Origin of the sequence: Stakelama marina (assembly GCF_018122655.1) — a bacterium.
Lineage (GTDB): Bacteria > Pseudomonadota > Alphaproteobacteria > Sphingomonadales > Sphingomonadaceae > Sphingomonas > Sphingomonas marina.
The window spans coordinates 568,905-583,223 of record NZ_JAGRQC010000002.1 but is presented as its reverse complement, the minus strand read 5'-3'; the positions used below and the strand labels follow the sequence as shown (position 1 = coordinate 583,223).

10 protein-coding genes are annotated in these 14,319 nt (G+C 64.3%); 3 read left to right on the top strand and 7 right to left on the bottom strand.

The annotated features are described in order from the left end of the window. Positions 1-69 precede the first annotated feature (69 nt). Positions 70-2,436 carry a TonB-dependent receptor gene (locus J7S20_RS09250; RefSeq protein ID WP_284053949.1) on the top strand — a complete coding sequence of 789 codons (2,367 nt, stop codon included), beginning with the start codon at positions 70-72 and terminating at the stop codon, positions 2,434-2,436. A gap of 70 nt (positions 2,437-2,506) precedes the next feature. Further along, complete coding sequence (locus J7S20_RS09245) at positions 2,507-3,778, top strand: spinster family MFS transporter (RefSeq protein ID WP_284053948.1); 1,272 nt, start codon at positions 2,507-2,509, stop codon at positions 3,776-3,778. 44 nt (positions 3,779-3,822) lie between these two features. Here J7S20_RS09245 and J7S20_RS09240 read toward each other — a convergent pair whose 3' ends face one another. Then, positions 3,823-5,391, bottom strand: coding sequence for a peptide chain release factor 3 (locus J7S20_RS09240; RefSeq protein ID WP_284053947.1), 1,569 nt, complete (start codon positions 5,389-5,391; stop codon positions 3,823-3,825). Positions 5,392-5,635: 244 nt separating this feature from the next. Here J7S20_RS09240 and J7S20_RS09235 point away from each other — a divergent pair, with 244 nt between their 5' ends. Next, the gene (locus J7S20_RS09235; protein ID WP_284053946.1) at positions 5,636-5,923 is read left to right on the top strand and encodes a PspC domain-containing protein; all 288 of its coding nucleotides are present in this window, start codon (positions 5,636-5,638) and stop codon (positions 5,921-5,923) included. A gap of 56 nt (positions 5,924-5,979) precedes the next feature. Here the strand turns inward: J7S20_RS09235 and lpdA are convergent, their stop codons facing one another. The 6 genes from lpdA to mdh form a co-directional block, all read right to left on the bottom strand. Continuing rightward, a complete protein-coding gene (gene lpdA / locus J7S20_RS09230; protein WP_284053945.1) occupies positions 5,980-7,371 on the bottom strand; it encodes a dihydrolipoyl dehydrogenase in 1,392 nt (463 codons plus the stop codon). A gap of 46 nt (positions 7,372-7,417) precedes the next feature. Next, positions 7,418-8,656 carry a 2-oxoglutarate dehydrogenase complex dihydrolipoyllysine-residue succinyltransferase gene (odhB, locus tag J7S20_RS09225; protein ID WP_284053944.1) on the bottom strand — a complete coding sequence of 413 codons (1,239 nt, stop codon included), beginning with the start codon at positions 8,654-8,656 and terminating at the stop codon, positions 7,418-7,420. Positions 8,657-8,664: 8 nt separating this feature from the next. Further along, complete coding sequence (locus J7S20_RS09220; RefSeq protein WP_284053943.1) at positions 8,665-11,601, bottom strand: 2-oxoglutarate dehydrogenase E1 component; 2,937 nt, start codon at positions 11,599-11,601, stop codon at positions 8,665-8,667. A gap of 104 nt (positions 11,602-11,705) precedes the next feature. Further along, positions 11,706-12,590 carry a succinate--CoA ligase subunit alpha gene (gene sucD / locus J7S20_RS09215; protein WP_284053942.1) on the bottom strand — a complete coding sequence of 295 codons (885 nt, stop codon included), beginning with the start codon at positions 12,588-12,590 and terminating at the stop codon, positions 11,706-11,708. A 4-nt stretch (positions 12,591-12,594) separates the two neighbouring features. Next, positions 12,595-13,251, bottom strand: a complete 657-nt coding sequence (locus J7S20_RS09210) for a hypothetical protein (protein ID WP_284053941.1) — start codon at positions 13,249-13,251, stop codon at positions 12,595-12,597. Beyond that, positions 13,248-14,210 (bottom strand): malate dehydrogenase, encoded by a 963-nt coding sequence (gene mdh / locus J7S20_RS09205; protein ID WP_284053940.1) that lies wholly within the window; start codon positions 14,208-14,210, stop codon positions 13,248-13,250. Before mdh ends, J7S20_RS09210 begins: the two co-directional genes overlap by 4 nt. Between the last annotated feature and the right edge of the window lie 109 nt (positions 14,211-14,319).

Here is a 14,319-nt window from a genome sequence, read left to right as displayed (position 1 = left end):
CACTATAGCTTTCGTCAACGAGGTACAACCCGGCATCGAAGCCGGGAGATCCTAGGGGAGGAAGAGGATATGCTCGCCACGAATATCTCTGCGCGTTCGATTCTGCTGGCCGGTGCGGCCGTCACGATGTTCGCCGCGCCGCCCGCGCTCGCGCAAAGCGATGCCGGGCAGAATGACGCCACCACGCAGACGCAGCAGGATGCGCAGGCGACCACGCCGAGCGAGGAAGGGCTGATCGTCGTCACCGCGCGTCGCCGCTCGGAAAGCCTGATTGACGTGCCGATCGCGGTCACCGCCTATAGCGGCGAAGAGCTGCAACAGGCGGGCGCGATCGACATCACCGATATTTCCAACACGACGCCCAACGTGACGCTGGAGCCTTCGCGCGGCACCAATTCGACGCTGACCGCCTTCATCCGCGGCGTCGGTCAGCAGGACCCGGTCGCGGGGTTCGAACCCGGTGTCGGCATCTATCTGGACGATGTCTATCTGGCGCGTCCGCAGGCGGCGGTGCTCGACATCTACGACGTCCAGCGCATCGAAGTGCTGCGCGGTCCGCAGGGCACGCTGTACGGCCGCAACACGATCGGCGGCGCGATCAAATATGTCACCAAGCGGCTCAACCCCGACAAGCCCGAGCTTCGCGCACGGGCGACCTATGGCACGTACAACCAGGCCGATCTGGTGGTTTCGGGCAGCGCGCCGCTGACCGATACGTTGCGCGTCGGTCTGGCCGGTGCCCGCCTCAGCCGCGACGGCTTCGGCGAAAATCTGACTACGGGTCAGCAGAACTACAACAAGGACATCTGGGCGGGCCGCGCGTCGTTCGAATTCGAACCGTCGAGCGAATTCTTCCTGCGGCTTTCGGGCGACTATACGCACGACAAGAGCAATGCCCGCGGTGGTCACCGGCTGATCACCAGCCTGGCGACCAATCAGGCGCCGCTCGACAATGTCTATGACAGCCGGGGCGGGCTGCTCGATCCGACGCAGGACGTCACCGCCTATGGCGGAACGCTGCTCGCCGAGATGCGGCCGTCGGACTGGCTGACGGTGCGGTCGATCACCGGCTACCGCAAGGATGACAGCGACACGCCGATCGATTTCGACGCGCTGCCCGCGGTCGATCTCGACGTACCTGCACGTTACAATAACGAGCAGTTCTCGCAGGAAATGCAGGCGCTGGTCGATACCGGCAAGCTGAACGGTCTGGTCGGCATCTATTATCTCGATGCCAAGGCGCGCACGGTGTTCGACGTGCGGCTTCCGGGAACGGTGACCGCGCTGACCTTCGGCAATGTCGGTACCGACACCGTCGCGCTGTTCGGCGATTTCACCTATGATTTCACGCCGCAGATCAGCCTCTCGCTGGGCGGGCGGTACACATGGGATACGCGCAGTTCGGTCGTCAATCGCGGCGTCTATATCGGCGGCGGCTCGCCCTATTTCGGCGGTGCCGGGACGCTGATCCTGCAACAGTCCGATTTCCGCGGCAGCCGTAATTTCAAGCAGTTCACCCCGCGCGCATCGCTCAGCTACAAACCGACGCCCGACCAGACGATCTACGCGAGCTATTCGCAGGGCTTCAAGGGCGGCGGGTTCGACCCGCGCGGCGTGACGACGGCGGCGCCCGATTTCAACGGCGACGGCACCGTCAGCTATGACGAGGTGTACCGGTTCATGACCTTCGACCCCGAAAAGGTCGACAGCTATGAAGTCGGCTACAAGGCGTCGCTGTTCGACCGCCGCCTGAACCTCGCGCTTGACGGCTTCTATGCCGATTACACCGACGTGCAGGTGCCGGGTTCGGTGGGAACGACGATCAACGGTCAGCAGACCTTCATCGGCGTCACCACCAATGCCGGCAAGGCACGGATCAAGGGCATCGAGTTCGAGGGCAATGCCGTTCCGCTGCGCGATTTCGGCGCGCCTGGCGACAAGCTGACCTTCGCCTGGACGCTTGGCTATATCGACGCCAAATACACGCAGTTCATCGACAGCCGCGGTATCGATGTCGCCGATGAGCGTGCGTTCCAGAATACGCCCGAATGGACCGCCAGCGGCACGCTCGGCTATTCGGCGCCGGTCGGCGGCGGCGACCTCGACGTTACCGGCACCGTTTCGTATCGCAGCAAGACGCAGCAGTTCGAGCTGGCGACGCCGATGCTCGATCAGCCCGGCTATGCACTGTTCGACGCCAATATCGTGTGGCATGCGCCCGATGACCGCTTCACGATCGGCCTTCACGGCCGCAACCTGTTCGACAAGCGCTATATCACCTCGGGGTACAACTTCCTGGCGCAGAACCCCGATACGGGCGCTTTCGTGAAGGATGCGAACGGCAACTACATCTCGACACTGGGGGCAGAGGGCGTGCTGACCGCCTATTATGGCAGCCCGCGTCAGGTGTTCGTCACCTTTGGCGTGAAGTTCTGATCGCCGCAGGCTATTGCTTCTCCCGTCCGACGTGGCAGCATCGCCCGCGGACGGGAGGGGAGCCGATATCATGACCAGCCAGACCGCAGCGACGGGCAAGGGCTATCGCGGGCTCGTCCTCGCGATGCTGCTCCTCGTCTATACCTTCAACTTTCTCGACCGGCAGATTCTCGGCATCCTCGCGACGCCGATCAAGGACGATCTCGGGCTGACCGATGCCGAGTTCGGCGCGGTCGGCGGGCTGGCCTTCGCGATCCTCTATTCGGTGCTGGGCGTTCCGCTCGCGCTGCTCGCCGACCGGACGAGCCGGAGTTGGGTCATCACCGGAGCGCTGACCGTATGGAGCGGATTCACCGCGCTGTGCGGCTTTGCCAGCGGCTTCTGGCACCTGTTTCTGTTCCGGCTTGGCGTCGGCATTGGCGAAGCGGGCGGCGTCGCGCCGTCCTATGCGCTGATCGCCGACTATTTCCCGCTGGAAAAGCGTGCGCGTGCGCTCGCCATCTATTCGCTCGGCATTCCGATCGGGCTGGCGCTCGGCACGCTGCTCGGCGCTTATATTGCGTCCAGCGTCGATTGGCGCGTCGCATTCCTGACCGTGGGTATCGCGGGCATCGTGATCGCCCCGATCTTTCGGCTGGTGGTCAAGGACGTGCCGCGCGGCGTTGCGGCGGGCGGACCGCCGCTTGCGCCGGTGTCGCGCGTATTCCCGATGCTCGCGCGCAAGAAGAGCTTCTGGCTGATGGCGTTCGCCGCCGGGTTCAGCTCGCTGTGCGGCTATGGCCTCGCGCTGTGGACGCCATCGGTGCTGATGCGCAGTTTCGGGTTCGACCTGATCACCACCGGCCAGTTCATGGGATCGCTGCTCCTGATCGGCGGCACCGCAGGCGTGTTCGCGGGCGGCTGGTTCGCCGACAAGCTCGGCCATGCCGATCATCGCTGGTATGCGTGGCTGCCGGCGATCGCCTGGCTGATTACCGCGCCGACCTTCGCTGCCGGTCTGTCGACGAGCATCCTGCCGCTCGCCTGGGTCCTGCTGCTCGTCCCCAACGGCCTGAACATCCTGTGGCTGGGGCCGGTGACGACGGCGGTGCAGAACCTCGTTCCGCCGCACATGCGCGCGACGGCAAGCGGCAGCTTTCTGATGATCAACAATCTGATCGGGCTGGGTGTCGGTCCGTGGCTGATGGGCGCCGTGTCCGACGGGTTGAAGGAAAGCTATGGTATCGAATCGCTGCGTTATGCTGCGATCGGGTGCCTGTCCTTCTACCTGCTGGCGGCGGTGCTGATGTTCATTGCCGCGCGATTCCTGCGCGCCGAATGGTGGCACGAGGACGCCGCGTAAGCGCAGTTGCAATGGCCTCTGCGGACGCAGCCCGAGCGCCGGGTTTACCGCTCGCGCGTGGCGGCGAACTTCACGTCCGGGTATCGTTCGGAGACATAGCCGACTTCCCACGCGCTCTTCGCCATGAAGACGGGGTTGCCGTCGCGGTCCTTGGCCATGGCGGCGCGGTTGATGTCGGTGAATTCCTTGAGCTTGGCCGGGTCGCCCGTCACCCAGCGCGCGGTTTCGAACGGTGCCATCTCAAGGCCCGCAGCGACCTTGTATTCTGCCTCCAGCCGCGAGATCAGCACGTCGAGCTGGAGCTGCCCGACCACGCCGATGACTAGGTTTGCGCCGATCTCCGGATAGAAGACCTGCGTCACGCCTTCTTCCGCCATGTCGTCTAGCGCCTTCCTCAACTGCTTGGTCTTGGTCGGGTCCTTCAGCGCCACGCGGCGCAGGATTTCGGGCGCGAAGTTGGGCAGGCCGGTAAAGCGCACGCTGCCCTTTTCGCTCATCGTGTCGCCGACGCGCAGCGTGCCGTGGTTGGGGATGCCGATGATGTCGCCCGGAAAGGCCTCGTCGGCGATTTCGCGGTCCTGCGCGAAGAACAGGATCGGCGAATGGATCGCGATCGGCTTGCCGTGTCCGGTCGGCGTCAGTTTCATGCCGCGCTTGAACGTGCCCGAGCATAGCCGCATGAACGCGATACGGTCGCGGTGGTTGGGGTCCATGTTCGCCTGCACCTTGAAGACGAAGCCGGTGACCTCGTCGCGGGTAGGCGCAACGGGTTCCGGCTCGGCCGGCTGCGGGCGCGGCGGAGGGGCGTGTTCGGCCAGCGCGCCGATCAGCGCATCGACCCCGAACTGCTTGAGCGCCGATCCGAAATAGACCGGTGTCAGGTCGCCGTTGCGATAGGCCGTCGCGTCGAACGGGGCATAGCCGACCATCGCCAGTTCGGCATCCTCGCGCAGCTTGGCGACGCCGTCCGCCGACAGCACTTCGTCCAGCTTGGGATCGTCGAGGCCCGTTGTCTGGATCACCTTGCCCTGAAACTCGCGGCTCGGGCCCTCGGGCAGCAGCAGGCGATTGCCGACAAGGTCGTACACGCCCTCGAACTGGCCGCCCAGCCCGACCGGCCACGTCATCGGCGTGACATCGAGCGCGAGCAGGTCGGCGATTTCGTCGAGCGTTTCGAAGTTCTCGCGGCCTTCGCGGTCGACCTTGTTGACGAAGGTGATGATCGGCACCGACCGCAGGCGGCATACCTCGAACAGCTTGCGCGTCTGGCTCTCGATGCCCTTGGCGACGTCGATAACCATCACGGCCGAATCGACCGCGGTCAGCGTGCGGTAGGTGTCTTCGGAGAAGTCCTCGTGGCCCGGGGTGTCGAGCAGGTTGAAGGTGATCCCCTCGCGCTCGAACGTCATCACCGAGCTGGTCACCGAGATTCCGCGCTGCTGCTCGATCTTCATCCAGTCCGAGCGTGCGCGCCGCGCCTGGCCGCGCGCCTTCACCTCGCCCGCGAGATGAATCGCGCCGCCGAAATAGAGCAGCTTTTCGGTCAGTGTCGTCTTGCCGGCGTCCGGATGCGAGATGATCGCAAAGGTGCGGCGATCCTGTGTCTGTGTCATCGCGGCGCTGTAGCGGGGAAGCGGGGCCCGCGTCGAGATGCGAGTGCGCGGAGCCGGTGGCAGACGCCGGGTATGGCGATTTTTCCCAACAATCGGTGATATGTGCGTTGGTTTCGCGCGCTGCAATGCAGCAAATATTAAGGAACTATCTGATATTCCGCCCATTATTCGAATTGGCACATGGCTTGCGATGCACAGGGCAACCACGCCGATATCGGCAGCACAGGCCAAGGAAGAATAGGAAATGCAGAACACCACCAAGCCGCTCTTCAACCGCTCCGACACGTTCTTCGGCGTGTGCGAAGGACTGGGCACCGATATCGGGGTCAACCCGAACCTGTTCCGCCTTGCGTTCGCGGGACTGCTGTTCTGGAATCCGGTACTTTGCTTCGCGACCTATTTCGGTCTCGGTGTGGTGGTCTATGCGCTGCGCTGGACGATGCCCGATCGGGCTGCCTATGCGCCTGCCGAGCAGGAGCAGGTCCACGGCGAAAACGACGAAGCGCCGGTTCCGACCACCGTCGCGGCCTGAGCGATAGAAAAAGAGCGCGGGATGCCGTCACCCCGCGCTCTTTCTACATTCCGAAATCAGATATGGATCGGTTTTCCGGTTACTGCCATCGCCGCTTCCTTGATCGCTTCCGAATGCGTCGGATGGGCGTGGCAGGTATAGGCGATGTCTTCCGACGTTGCGCCGAATTCCATCGCCTGCGCGGCCTGCGCGATCATCGTTCCGGCGACCGAAGCGATACACCACACGCCCAGCACGCGATCGGTCTTGGCATCGGCGATGACCTTTACGAAACCGTCGGGTTCGTGGTTGGTCTTGGCGCGGCTGTTGGCAAGCATCGGGAACTTGCCGACCTTCACGTCACCTTTCTCCTTGGCCGCTTCCTCGGTCAGGCCGACGCCCGCAACCTCGGGCCAGGTATAGACGACCGAAGGGATCACATCGTGGTTCACGATGCCGGTCTGTCCCGCGATATTTTCGGCGACCGCGATACCTTCGTCCTCTGCCTTGTGCGCGAGCATCGGGCCGGGCACGACGTCGCCGATCGCCCAGACGCCGTCGGTCTTGGTCCGGAAATCATGGTCGATCTCGATCTGGCCGCGCTGGTTGGTTTCCAGCCCCGCCTTGTCGAGCGCCAGCCCGTCGGTATTCGGCTTGCGGCCGATCGACACGAGGACGCAATCGGCCTCCATCGTTTCGGCGTCGCCGCCCTTGGCGGGTTCGAGCGTCAGCGTCGCCTTGCCGCCCTTGACCTTCACCTCGGTGACCTTGGTGCCGAGCTTGAACTCGATACCCTGCTTCTTGAAGATTTTGTTCGATTCCTTGCGGACATCGCCGTCGAAGCCGGGCAGGATCTGATCGAGGAATTCGACGCAGGTGACCTTTGCGCCCAGCCGGCGCCAGACGCTGCCGAGTTCGAGCCCGATCACGCCGCCGCCGATGACGACCATGTGCTTCGGCACCTTGGGCAGTTCGAGCGCGCCAGTCGAATCGACAACGACCTTCTGATCGATCTCGACGCCGGGAAGCGGGGTGACCGACGATCCGGTGGCGATGACGACATTCTTCGCGGTGACCGTCTCGTCGCCGACCTTCACCTTGTGCGCGTCCTCGAAGCTCGCACGGCCCTTCAGCCAGGTGACCTTGTTCTTCTTGAACAGGAATTCGATGCCGCCGGTAAGCTGCTTGACCGCGTCCTTGCGCTGGGCATGCATCGTGTCGAGGTCGAGCTTGGGGCTGACCTTGATGCCCATCTTTTCCATCGCGCCATTGGCGGCGGCGTCGAAATATTCGGACGCATGGAGCATCGCCTTGGACGGGATGCAACCGACGTTGAGGCAGGTCCCGCCCAGCGTCTCGCGGCTTTCCGCGCACGCCGTCTTCAGCCCCAGCTGCGCCGCGCGGATCGCCGCGACATAGCCGCCGGGACCGGCGCCGATTACCAGAACGTCATAATCAAATTCTGCCATATCTCACCTCGCGTCCCGATCTTGTCCGGGCGCCTGTTTGTTCAAATTAAAGGTCGATCAAAATCCGCGTCGGGTCCTCGATCGCGTTCTTCAGCGCGACGAGGAAGGTCACCGCCTCGCGGCCGTCGATCAGGCGGTGGTCATAGGTCAGCGCGAGGTACATCATCGGACGGATGACGATCTCGCCATTGCGGACCACCGGGCGGTCTTCGATCCGGTGAAGGCCGAGAACGGCGGCCTGCGGCGGATTGACGATCGGGGTCGACATCAGCGAGCCGAACACGCCGCCGTTGGAGATGGTGAAGGTGCCGCCCTTCATCTCGTCCATCTTCAGGTCGCCAGATTTTGCGCGCTTGCCGAAATCGCCGATCGTCTTTTCGACCTGCGCGACCGACATCTGGTCGGCCGAACGGATCACCGGCACGACGAGCCCCTGCGGTGCGGAAACCGCGACCGAGATGTCGGCATAGTCGTGATAGACGATCTCTTCACCGTCGATCTGCGCATTGACGGCGGGAACGTCCTTCAGCGCCATGCACGCGGCCTTCACGAAGAAGCCCATGAAGCCGAGGCGAACGCCGTGCTTCTTTTCGAACAGCTCCTTGTACTTGGTGCGCGCCTCGATCACCGCCGTCATGTCGACATCGTTGAAGGTCGTGAGCAGCGCCGCCTCATTCTGCGCGCTCTTCAGCCGCTTGGCGATCGTCTGGCGGAGGCGCGTCATGCGGACGCGTTCTTCCTTGCGTTCGCCACCGGCAGAGGGAGCCGGGGCAGGGGCCGGCGCAGGAGCGGGTTTGGCCTCGTCCTTGCTGCCGGCGGCCGCAAGTACGTCTTCCTTGGTGATGCGACCGTCCTTGCCGGTGCCCTTCACCGTGGCCGGGTCGACCCCGTGTTCGAGGATCGCGCGCCGGACCGAGGGAGATAGCGCAGCGGCTTCGACGCCGTCGCCCGCAGGGGCCTGCTGACCGGCCTGTTCGGGCTTCGCCTTTTCCGCGCCGCCCGATTTCGCTTCCGGCGGCGCCTTGGCTGCTTCCTTTGGCGCGGCATCGCCGGCCTCGATCGTCGCGATCACCGCATCGACCTCGACCGTGTCGCCGACCTCTGCCTTGTGCTCGCCCATCGTTCCGGCGACGGGCGAGGGGACCTCGACCGACACCTTGTCGGTTTCCAGGCTGGCGATCGGCTCGTCGGCCGCAACCGCGTCGCCCGGCTGCTTCAGCCATTCGCCGAGCGTTGCTTCGGTGATCGATTCGCCCAGCGTGGGGACTTTTACTTCGGTAGCCATTTTCGGATTCAGCCCTTCCGTGTCCTGCGGATCTCTTCTCTGACGCTATGCCCCAGCGCGTCGGCGACCAATGCGCCCTGTTCGGCCTGGTGCCGCTTCATCAGGCCCGTCGCGGGCGACGCCGCCGCCGCACGACCGGCATAGGTCGCGCGCGCCGGCTTCACGCCGGCATCGGCGAGACATTGTTCGATCAGCGGTTCGACGAAGAACCAGGCGCCGTTGTTCTTCGGCTCCTCCTGGCACCAGACAACCTCTTCAAGGTTGGTCATCTTCTTCAACCGTGCGGTCAGCGGCTCACCCGGGAAGGGATAGAGCTGCTCGACGCGAACGATCTGGGTGGTTGTGTCGCCCGCCGCGTCGCGTGCCTCGATCAGGTCGTAAGCGACCTTGCCCGAGCACAGCACCAGCCGCTTGGTTTCCTTGTCGGCAGGCGCCGACGGGTCCGAAAGAAGCCGGCGGAAATGGCTGTCGCCCAGGAAGTCCTCGGCGCTCGACACCGCCATCTTGTGCCGCAGCAGCGACTTGGGCGTCATGATGACGAGCGGCTTGCGGAAATTGCGGTGCATCTGCCGGCGCAGCAGGTGGAAATAATTGGCCGGCGTCGTGCAGTTCGCAACCTGCATATTATCCTGCGCGCAGAGCTGCAGATAGCGTTCGAGCCGTGCCGAGCTGTGCTCGGGACCCTGACCCTCATAGCCGTGCGGCAGCAGCAGCACGAGGCCGTTGGCGCGCAGCCACTTCGCCTCGCCCGACGCGATGAACTGGTCGATCATGATCTGCGCGCCGTTGGCGAAGTCGCCGAATTGCGCTTCCCACAGCACCAGCGTCTTCGGGTCGGCGAGCGCATAGCCATATTCGAAGCCGAGGACGCCGTATTCGGAAAGCGGGCTGTCGAGCACCTCGAACCGGCCATGCTCGATTTCGTCGAGCGGCACGTAGCGGTGGCCGTCCTTCTGATCGACCCAGACCGCATGGCGCTGCGAAAAGGTGCCGCGGCCCGAATCCTGACCCGACAGGCGGACGCCATAGCCTTCCGACAGCAACGCGCCGAACGCCAGCGCTTCGCCGGTCGCCCAGTCAAAATTCTCGCCGGTGTCGAACATCTTGCGTTTTGCGTCGAGTACGCGGCCCAGCGTCTTGTGCGGGTTGAGCGTGTCGGGAATCTCGGTCAGCTTGCGGCCGAGCGAGGTGAACAGCTTCTTGTCGATGCTGGTTTCGACGTTGCGCCGCGCACCTTCGGTGTCGACGGGTACGCTCAGCCCCGACCAGCGACCGGCGAACCAGTCGGCCTTGTTCGGCGTGTAGCTTTCGCCGGCGGAAAATTCGCCGTCGAGAAGCTCGGTGAATTCCTTCACCTTGTCGTTCAGGAAGGCCTGGTCGATCACGCCCTGTTCGATCAGGCGGTCGCCATAGACCTTGCTCACCGCCGGATGCTTCTTGATCGCGGCATACATCAGCGGCTGGGTGAAGCTCGGCTCGTCGCCCTCGTTATGGCCGAAGCGGCGATAGCACCACATGTCGATGACGATGTCGCGCTTGAACCGCTGGCGGAACTCGATCGCCATCTTGCACGCAAAGGTGACGGCCTCGGGATCGTCGCCATTGACGTGGAAGATCGGCGCCTGGACGCCCTTCGCCACATCCGACGGATAGGGCGAGGAACGCGCGAATTGCGGGCTCGTCGTGAAGCCGATCTGGTTGTTGATGACGAAGTGGATGCAGCCGCCGGTATTGTATCCGCGCACGCCGGAGAAGCCGAGGCATTCCCAGACCACGCCCTGGCCGGCAAAAGCGGCGTCGCCGTGGATCAGGACGGGCAGCGCCTGTTCGTGCTCGGCGAGGTCGCCGCGGAACGTTTGGATCGCGCGCGTCTTGCCCAGCACGACCGGGTCGACCGCCTCGAGGTGAGAGGGGTTGGCGACCAGCGACATATGGACGTTGATTCCGTCGAACTCGCGGTCGGTGCTGGTGCCGAGGTGATATTTGACGTCGCCCGAACCGCCGACATCCTCCGGATTGGCCGAACCGCCGGAAAATTCGTGGAAGATCACGCGGAACGGCTTCGCCATGACATTGGCGAGCACGTTCAGGCGGCCGCGATGCGCCATGCCATAGACGATCTCGCGAACGCCGTACTGGCCGCCATATTTGATGACCGCCTCAAGCGCCGGGATCATCGCCTCGCCGCCGTCGAGGCCGAAGCGCTTGGTGCCGACATATTTCTTGCCGAGGAATTTTTCCCACTGCTCGGCTTCGATCACCTTGGACAGGATCGCCTTCTTGCCCTCGGGCGTGAATTCGATCGCCTTGTCCTTGCCCTCCATGCGCTCCTGGAGGAAACGGCGTTCCTCGACATCGGCGATGTGCATGTATTCAAGGCCGACATTGCCGCAATAATTGGCACGCAGAATGTCGACGACCTCGCGGATCGTCGCGCTTTCAAGACCCAGCGCGCCGCCGAGATAGACCGGGCGGTCGATGTCGCTGTCGGGAAAGCCATGATATTCGGTGCGCAGATCCTCGGGCAGGTCCTGGTTGGACAGACCCAGCGGATCGAGATTGGCGGCGAGGTGACCGCGCACGCGGTAGGTGCGGATCAGCATCATCGCGCGGATCGAATCGCCCGCAGCCTTCGCGATGTCGTCGGTCGTCGGCTTTGCGCCGCCACTTGGCGCGGGCGTGCCCTTGCCCGGCTTGGGCGGACGGGGCGCCGGCTCCATCTGCGTCGGATCGAGCGCCGCGGTAAGCTGGTCGGTGTCCTTGGGCGGCCAGTTGGGATTGCCCCAGCTCGGCCCGTCCACGGCATTTTCCAGCCCGTCGAACCATTCGCGCCAGCCGGGTTCGACCGCCGACGGATCGGTCTTGTACTTCTTGTAGAGCGTTTCGACGAACGCCGGGCTTACGCCGCCGGCAATGTCCGCGAAATTGGGGCCTTCATATCCCATGGCCAAATTCCTCGCACCGCTTTCAAATCTATCGTCACCCCGGCAAAAGCCGGGGCCTCGTGCGGCAGGAGATTCCGGCTGCTGCCGGAATGACGGTTACTGGTTCAGCCCTTGAGCACCTCGACGAGCGTGGTGCCGAGCTCGCTGGGCGAATCGGCGACGCGGATACCCGCTTCTTCCATCGCCGCAATCTTGTCCTCGGCGCCGCCCTGGCCGCCCGACACGATCGCGCCGGCATGGCCCATGCGCCGTCCCGGAGGGGCGGTGCGGCCCGCGATGAAGCCGGCCATCGGCTTCTTGCGGCCCTTTTTCGCCTCGTCCTTCAGGAACTGCGCTGCTTCTTCCTCGGCCGATCCGCCGATCTCGCCGATCATGATGATCGATTCGGTCGCATCGTCGGCGAGGAACAGTTCGAGCACGTCGATGAAGTTCGTGCCGTTGACGGGATCGCCGCCGATGCCGACGGCCGTCGTCTGGCCGAGGCCGGCGTTGGTCGTCTGGAACACCGCCTCATAGGTCAGCGTGCCCGAACGCGAAACGACGCCGACCGAACCCTTCGAAAAGATGCTGCCGGGCATGATGCCGATCTTGCATTCGCCGGGCGTCAGTACGCCGGGGCAGTTCGGGCCGATCAGCCGCGACTTCGAACCCGAAAGCGCGCGCTTGACCTTGACCATGTCGAGCACCGGGATGCCCTCGGTAATGCACACGATCAGCGGGATTTCGGCGTCGATCGCCTCGAGGATCGAATCGGCGGCGAAGGGCGGCGGAACGTAGATGACGCTCGCATCGGCGCCGGTCTTCGACTTCGCTTCGGCGACGGTGTCGAACACGGGCAGGCCGAGATGCTCCATCCCGCCCTTGCCGGGGGTGACGCCGCCGACCATCTGCGTGCCGTATTCGAGCGCCGCCTTGGTGTGGAAGCTGCCGGTTTCACCCGTCATGCCCTGGGTGATGACCTTGGTATTCTTGTCGACGAGGATGCTCATTGGCTTATTGCGCTCCGGGTGTTTCGGGGGTTGCGGGCTTCTTGGCGAGCGGCGTGGACCGAAGGACGATCCATCCATTGTAGGCCGCCAGGTTCAGCGTCTCGACATCGTTTTGCGTCGAAGCGGACATCGCGCCGTTGAAATGCGCCGATGGCCGCGCCGTCAGCGGCTGATCGATATCAGTGGAATTGGGGAACAGGACCCTGCGCGCCGACAGATAGTCGTCGTCGCCGCCGCGCCATGCGACGAGGCACGAATCGGCCACGGGCGCACCCGCCACCGGCTTGGCGGTCGGGGCGAACAGATAGGTCGCGCCGTTTTCGATCGAATAGATGGGGTTCGGCGCCTGTTCTGCGGTGACGGGGGCGATGTTGCGCCCTGATGCGCCCAGCGTCTCGGCAAGCGCGCGCAGCGCGTCGGGCGCGACCTGTTCGATCTTCACCGCGCTCGCCTGATCGGCGCTGAACCGCATTCCGCCGCCATGGCAGATCGCGTTGAAGATCGTCATCGGCGCGAGAGGATCTTCGGGCATCGGTTGCGGGGCCGGTGCCGATTCGGCCGCCGGTCGCTTGCCCTGCTTGCCGCCGGGACGGTGCTGCGCAAGTGCCGGCGTCGCCGCGACGGCGACACCCAGCACCAGCGCAAGCGCCGAACGGCTCATGCGAGCGATTGGTCGATCGACTTGCATGCGACCAGCAGCTCCTTCACCGCGTCGACCGAGGTCTGGAAGTTGGCCTTGGCGGTTTCGTTCAGTTCGATCTCGACCACGCGCTCGACGCCGTTCGCGCCGATCACGATCGGAACGCCGACATACAGATTGTCGACGCCGTACTGGCCGGTGAGGTGCGCGGCGCAGGGCACCAGGCGCTTCTTGTCCTTCATGTAGCTCTCGGCCATCACGATCGCCGATGTGGCCGGTGCGTAGAAGGCGCTGCCGGTCTTCAACAGGCCGACAATCTCGCCACCGCCGTTGCGCGTGCGGTCGACGATCTGATCGATACGCTCCTGCGTCGACCAGCCCATCTTGATGAGATCGGGAACCGGGATGCCGGCGACGGTCGAATATTCGACAACCGGGACCATCGTGTCGCCGTGCCCGCCGAGCACGAACGCGGTGACGTCTTCGACCGAGACGTCGAATTCCTCGGCAAGGAAGTGGCGGAAGCGGCTCGAATCGAGCACCCCCGCCATGCCGACGACCTTCTGGTGCGGCAGTCCGGAAAATTCACGCAGCGCCCAGACCATCGCGTCGAGCGGGTTGGTGATGCAGATGACGAACGCATCGGGCGCATATTTGGCGATGCCTTCGCCGACCGACTTCATGACCTTCAGGTTGATTTCGAGAAGGTCGTCGCGGCTCATGCCCGGCTTGCGGGGAACGCCGGCGGTGACGATGCAGACGTCGGCGCCTTCGATGTCGGCATAGTCGTTCGCGCCCTTCAGATCGGCGTCGAAGCCTTCGGGCGGGCCGGCCTGCGCCAGATCGAGCGCCTTGCCCTGCGGCATTCCTTCGGCGATGTCGAACAGGACGATGTCGCCCAGTTCCTTCATCGCGGCGAGATGGGCGAGCGTGCCGCCGATCATGCCGGAACCGATCAGCGCGATCTTCTTGCGAGCCATGATATCTCCTCTATCCGGTGCGTCGGACTCGAGCGCCCAGGCGCGAAACGTTGCGCGGCTTAGGCGCTTTGCCGCCGCGGGGCAACCGCTAACACGCAAAGGTTAAGCG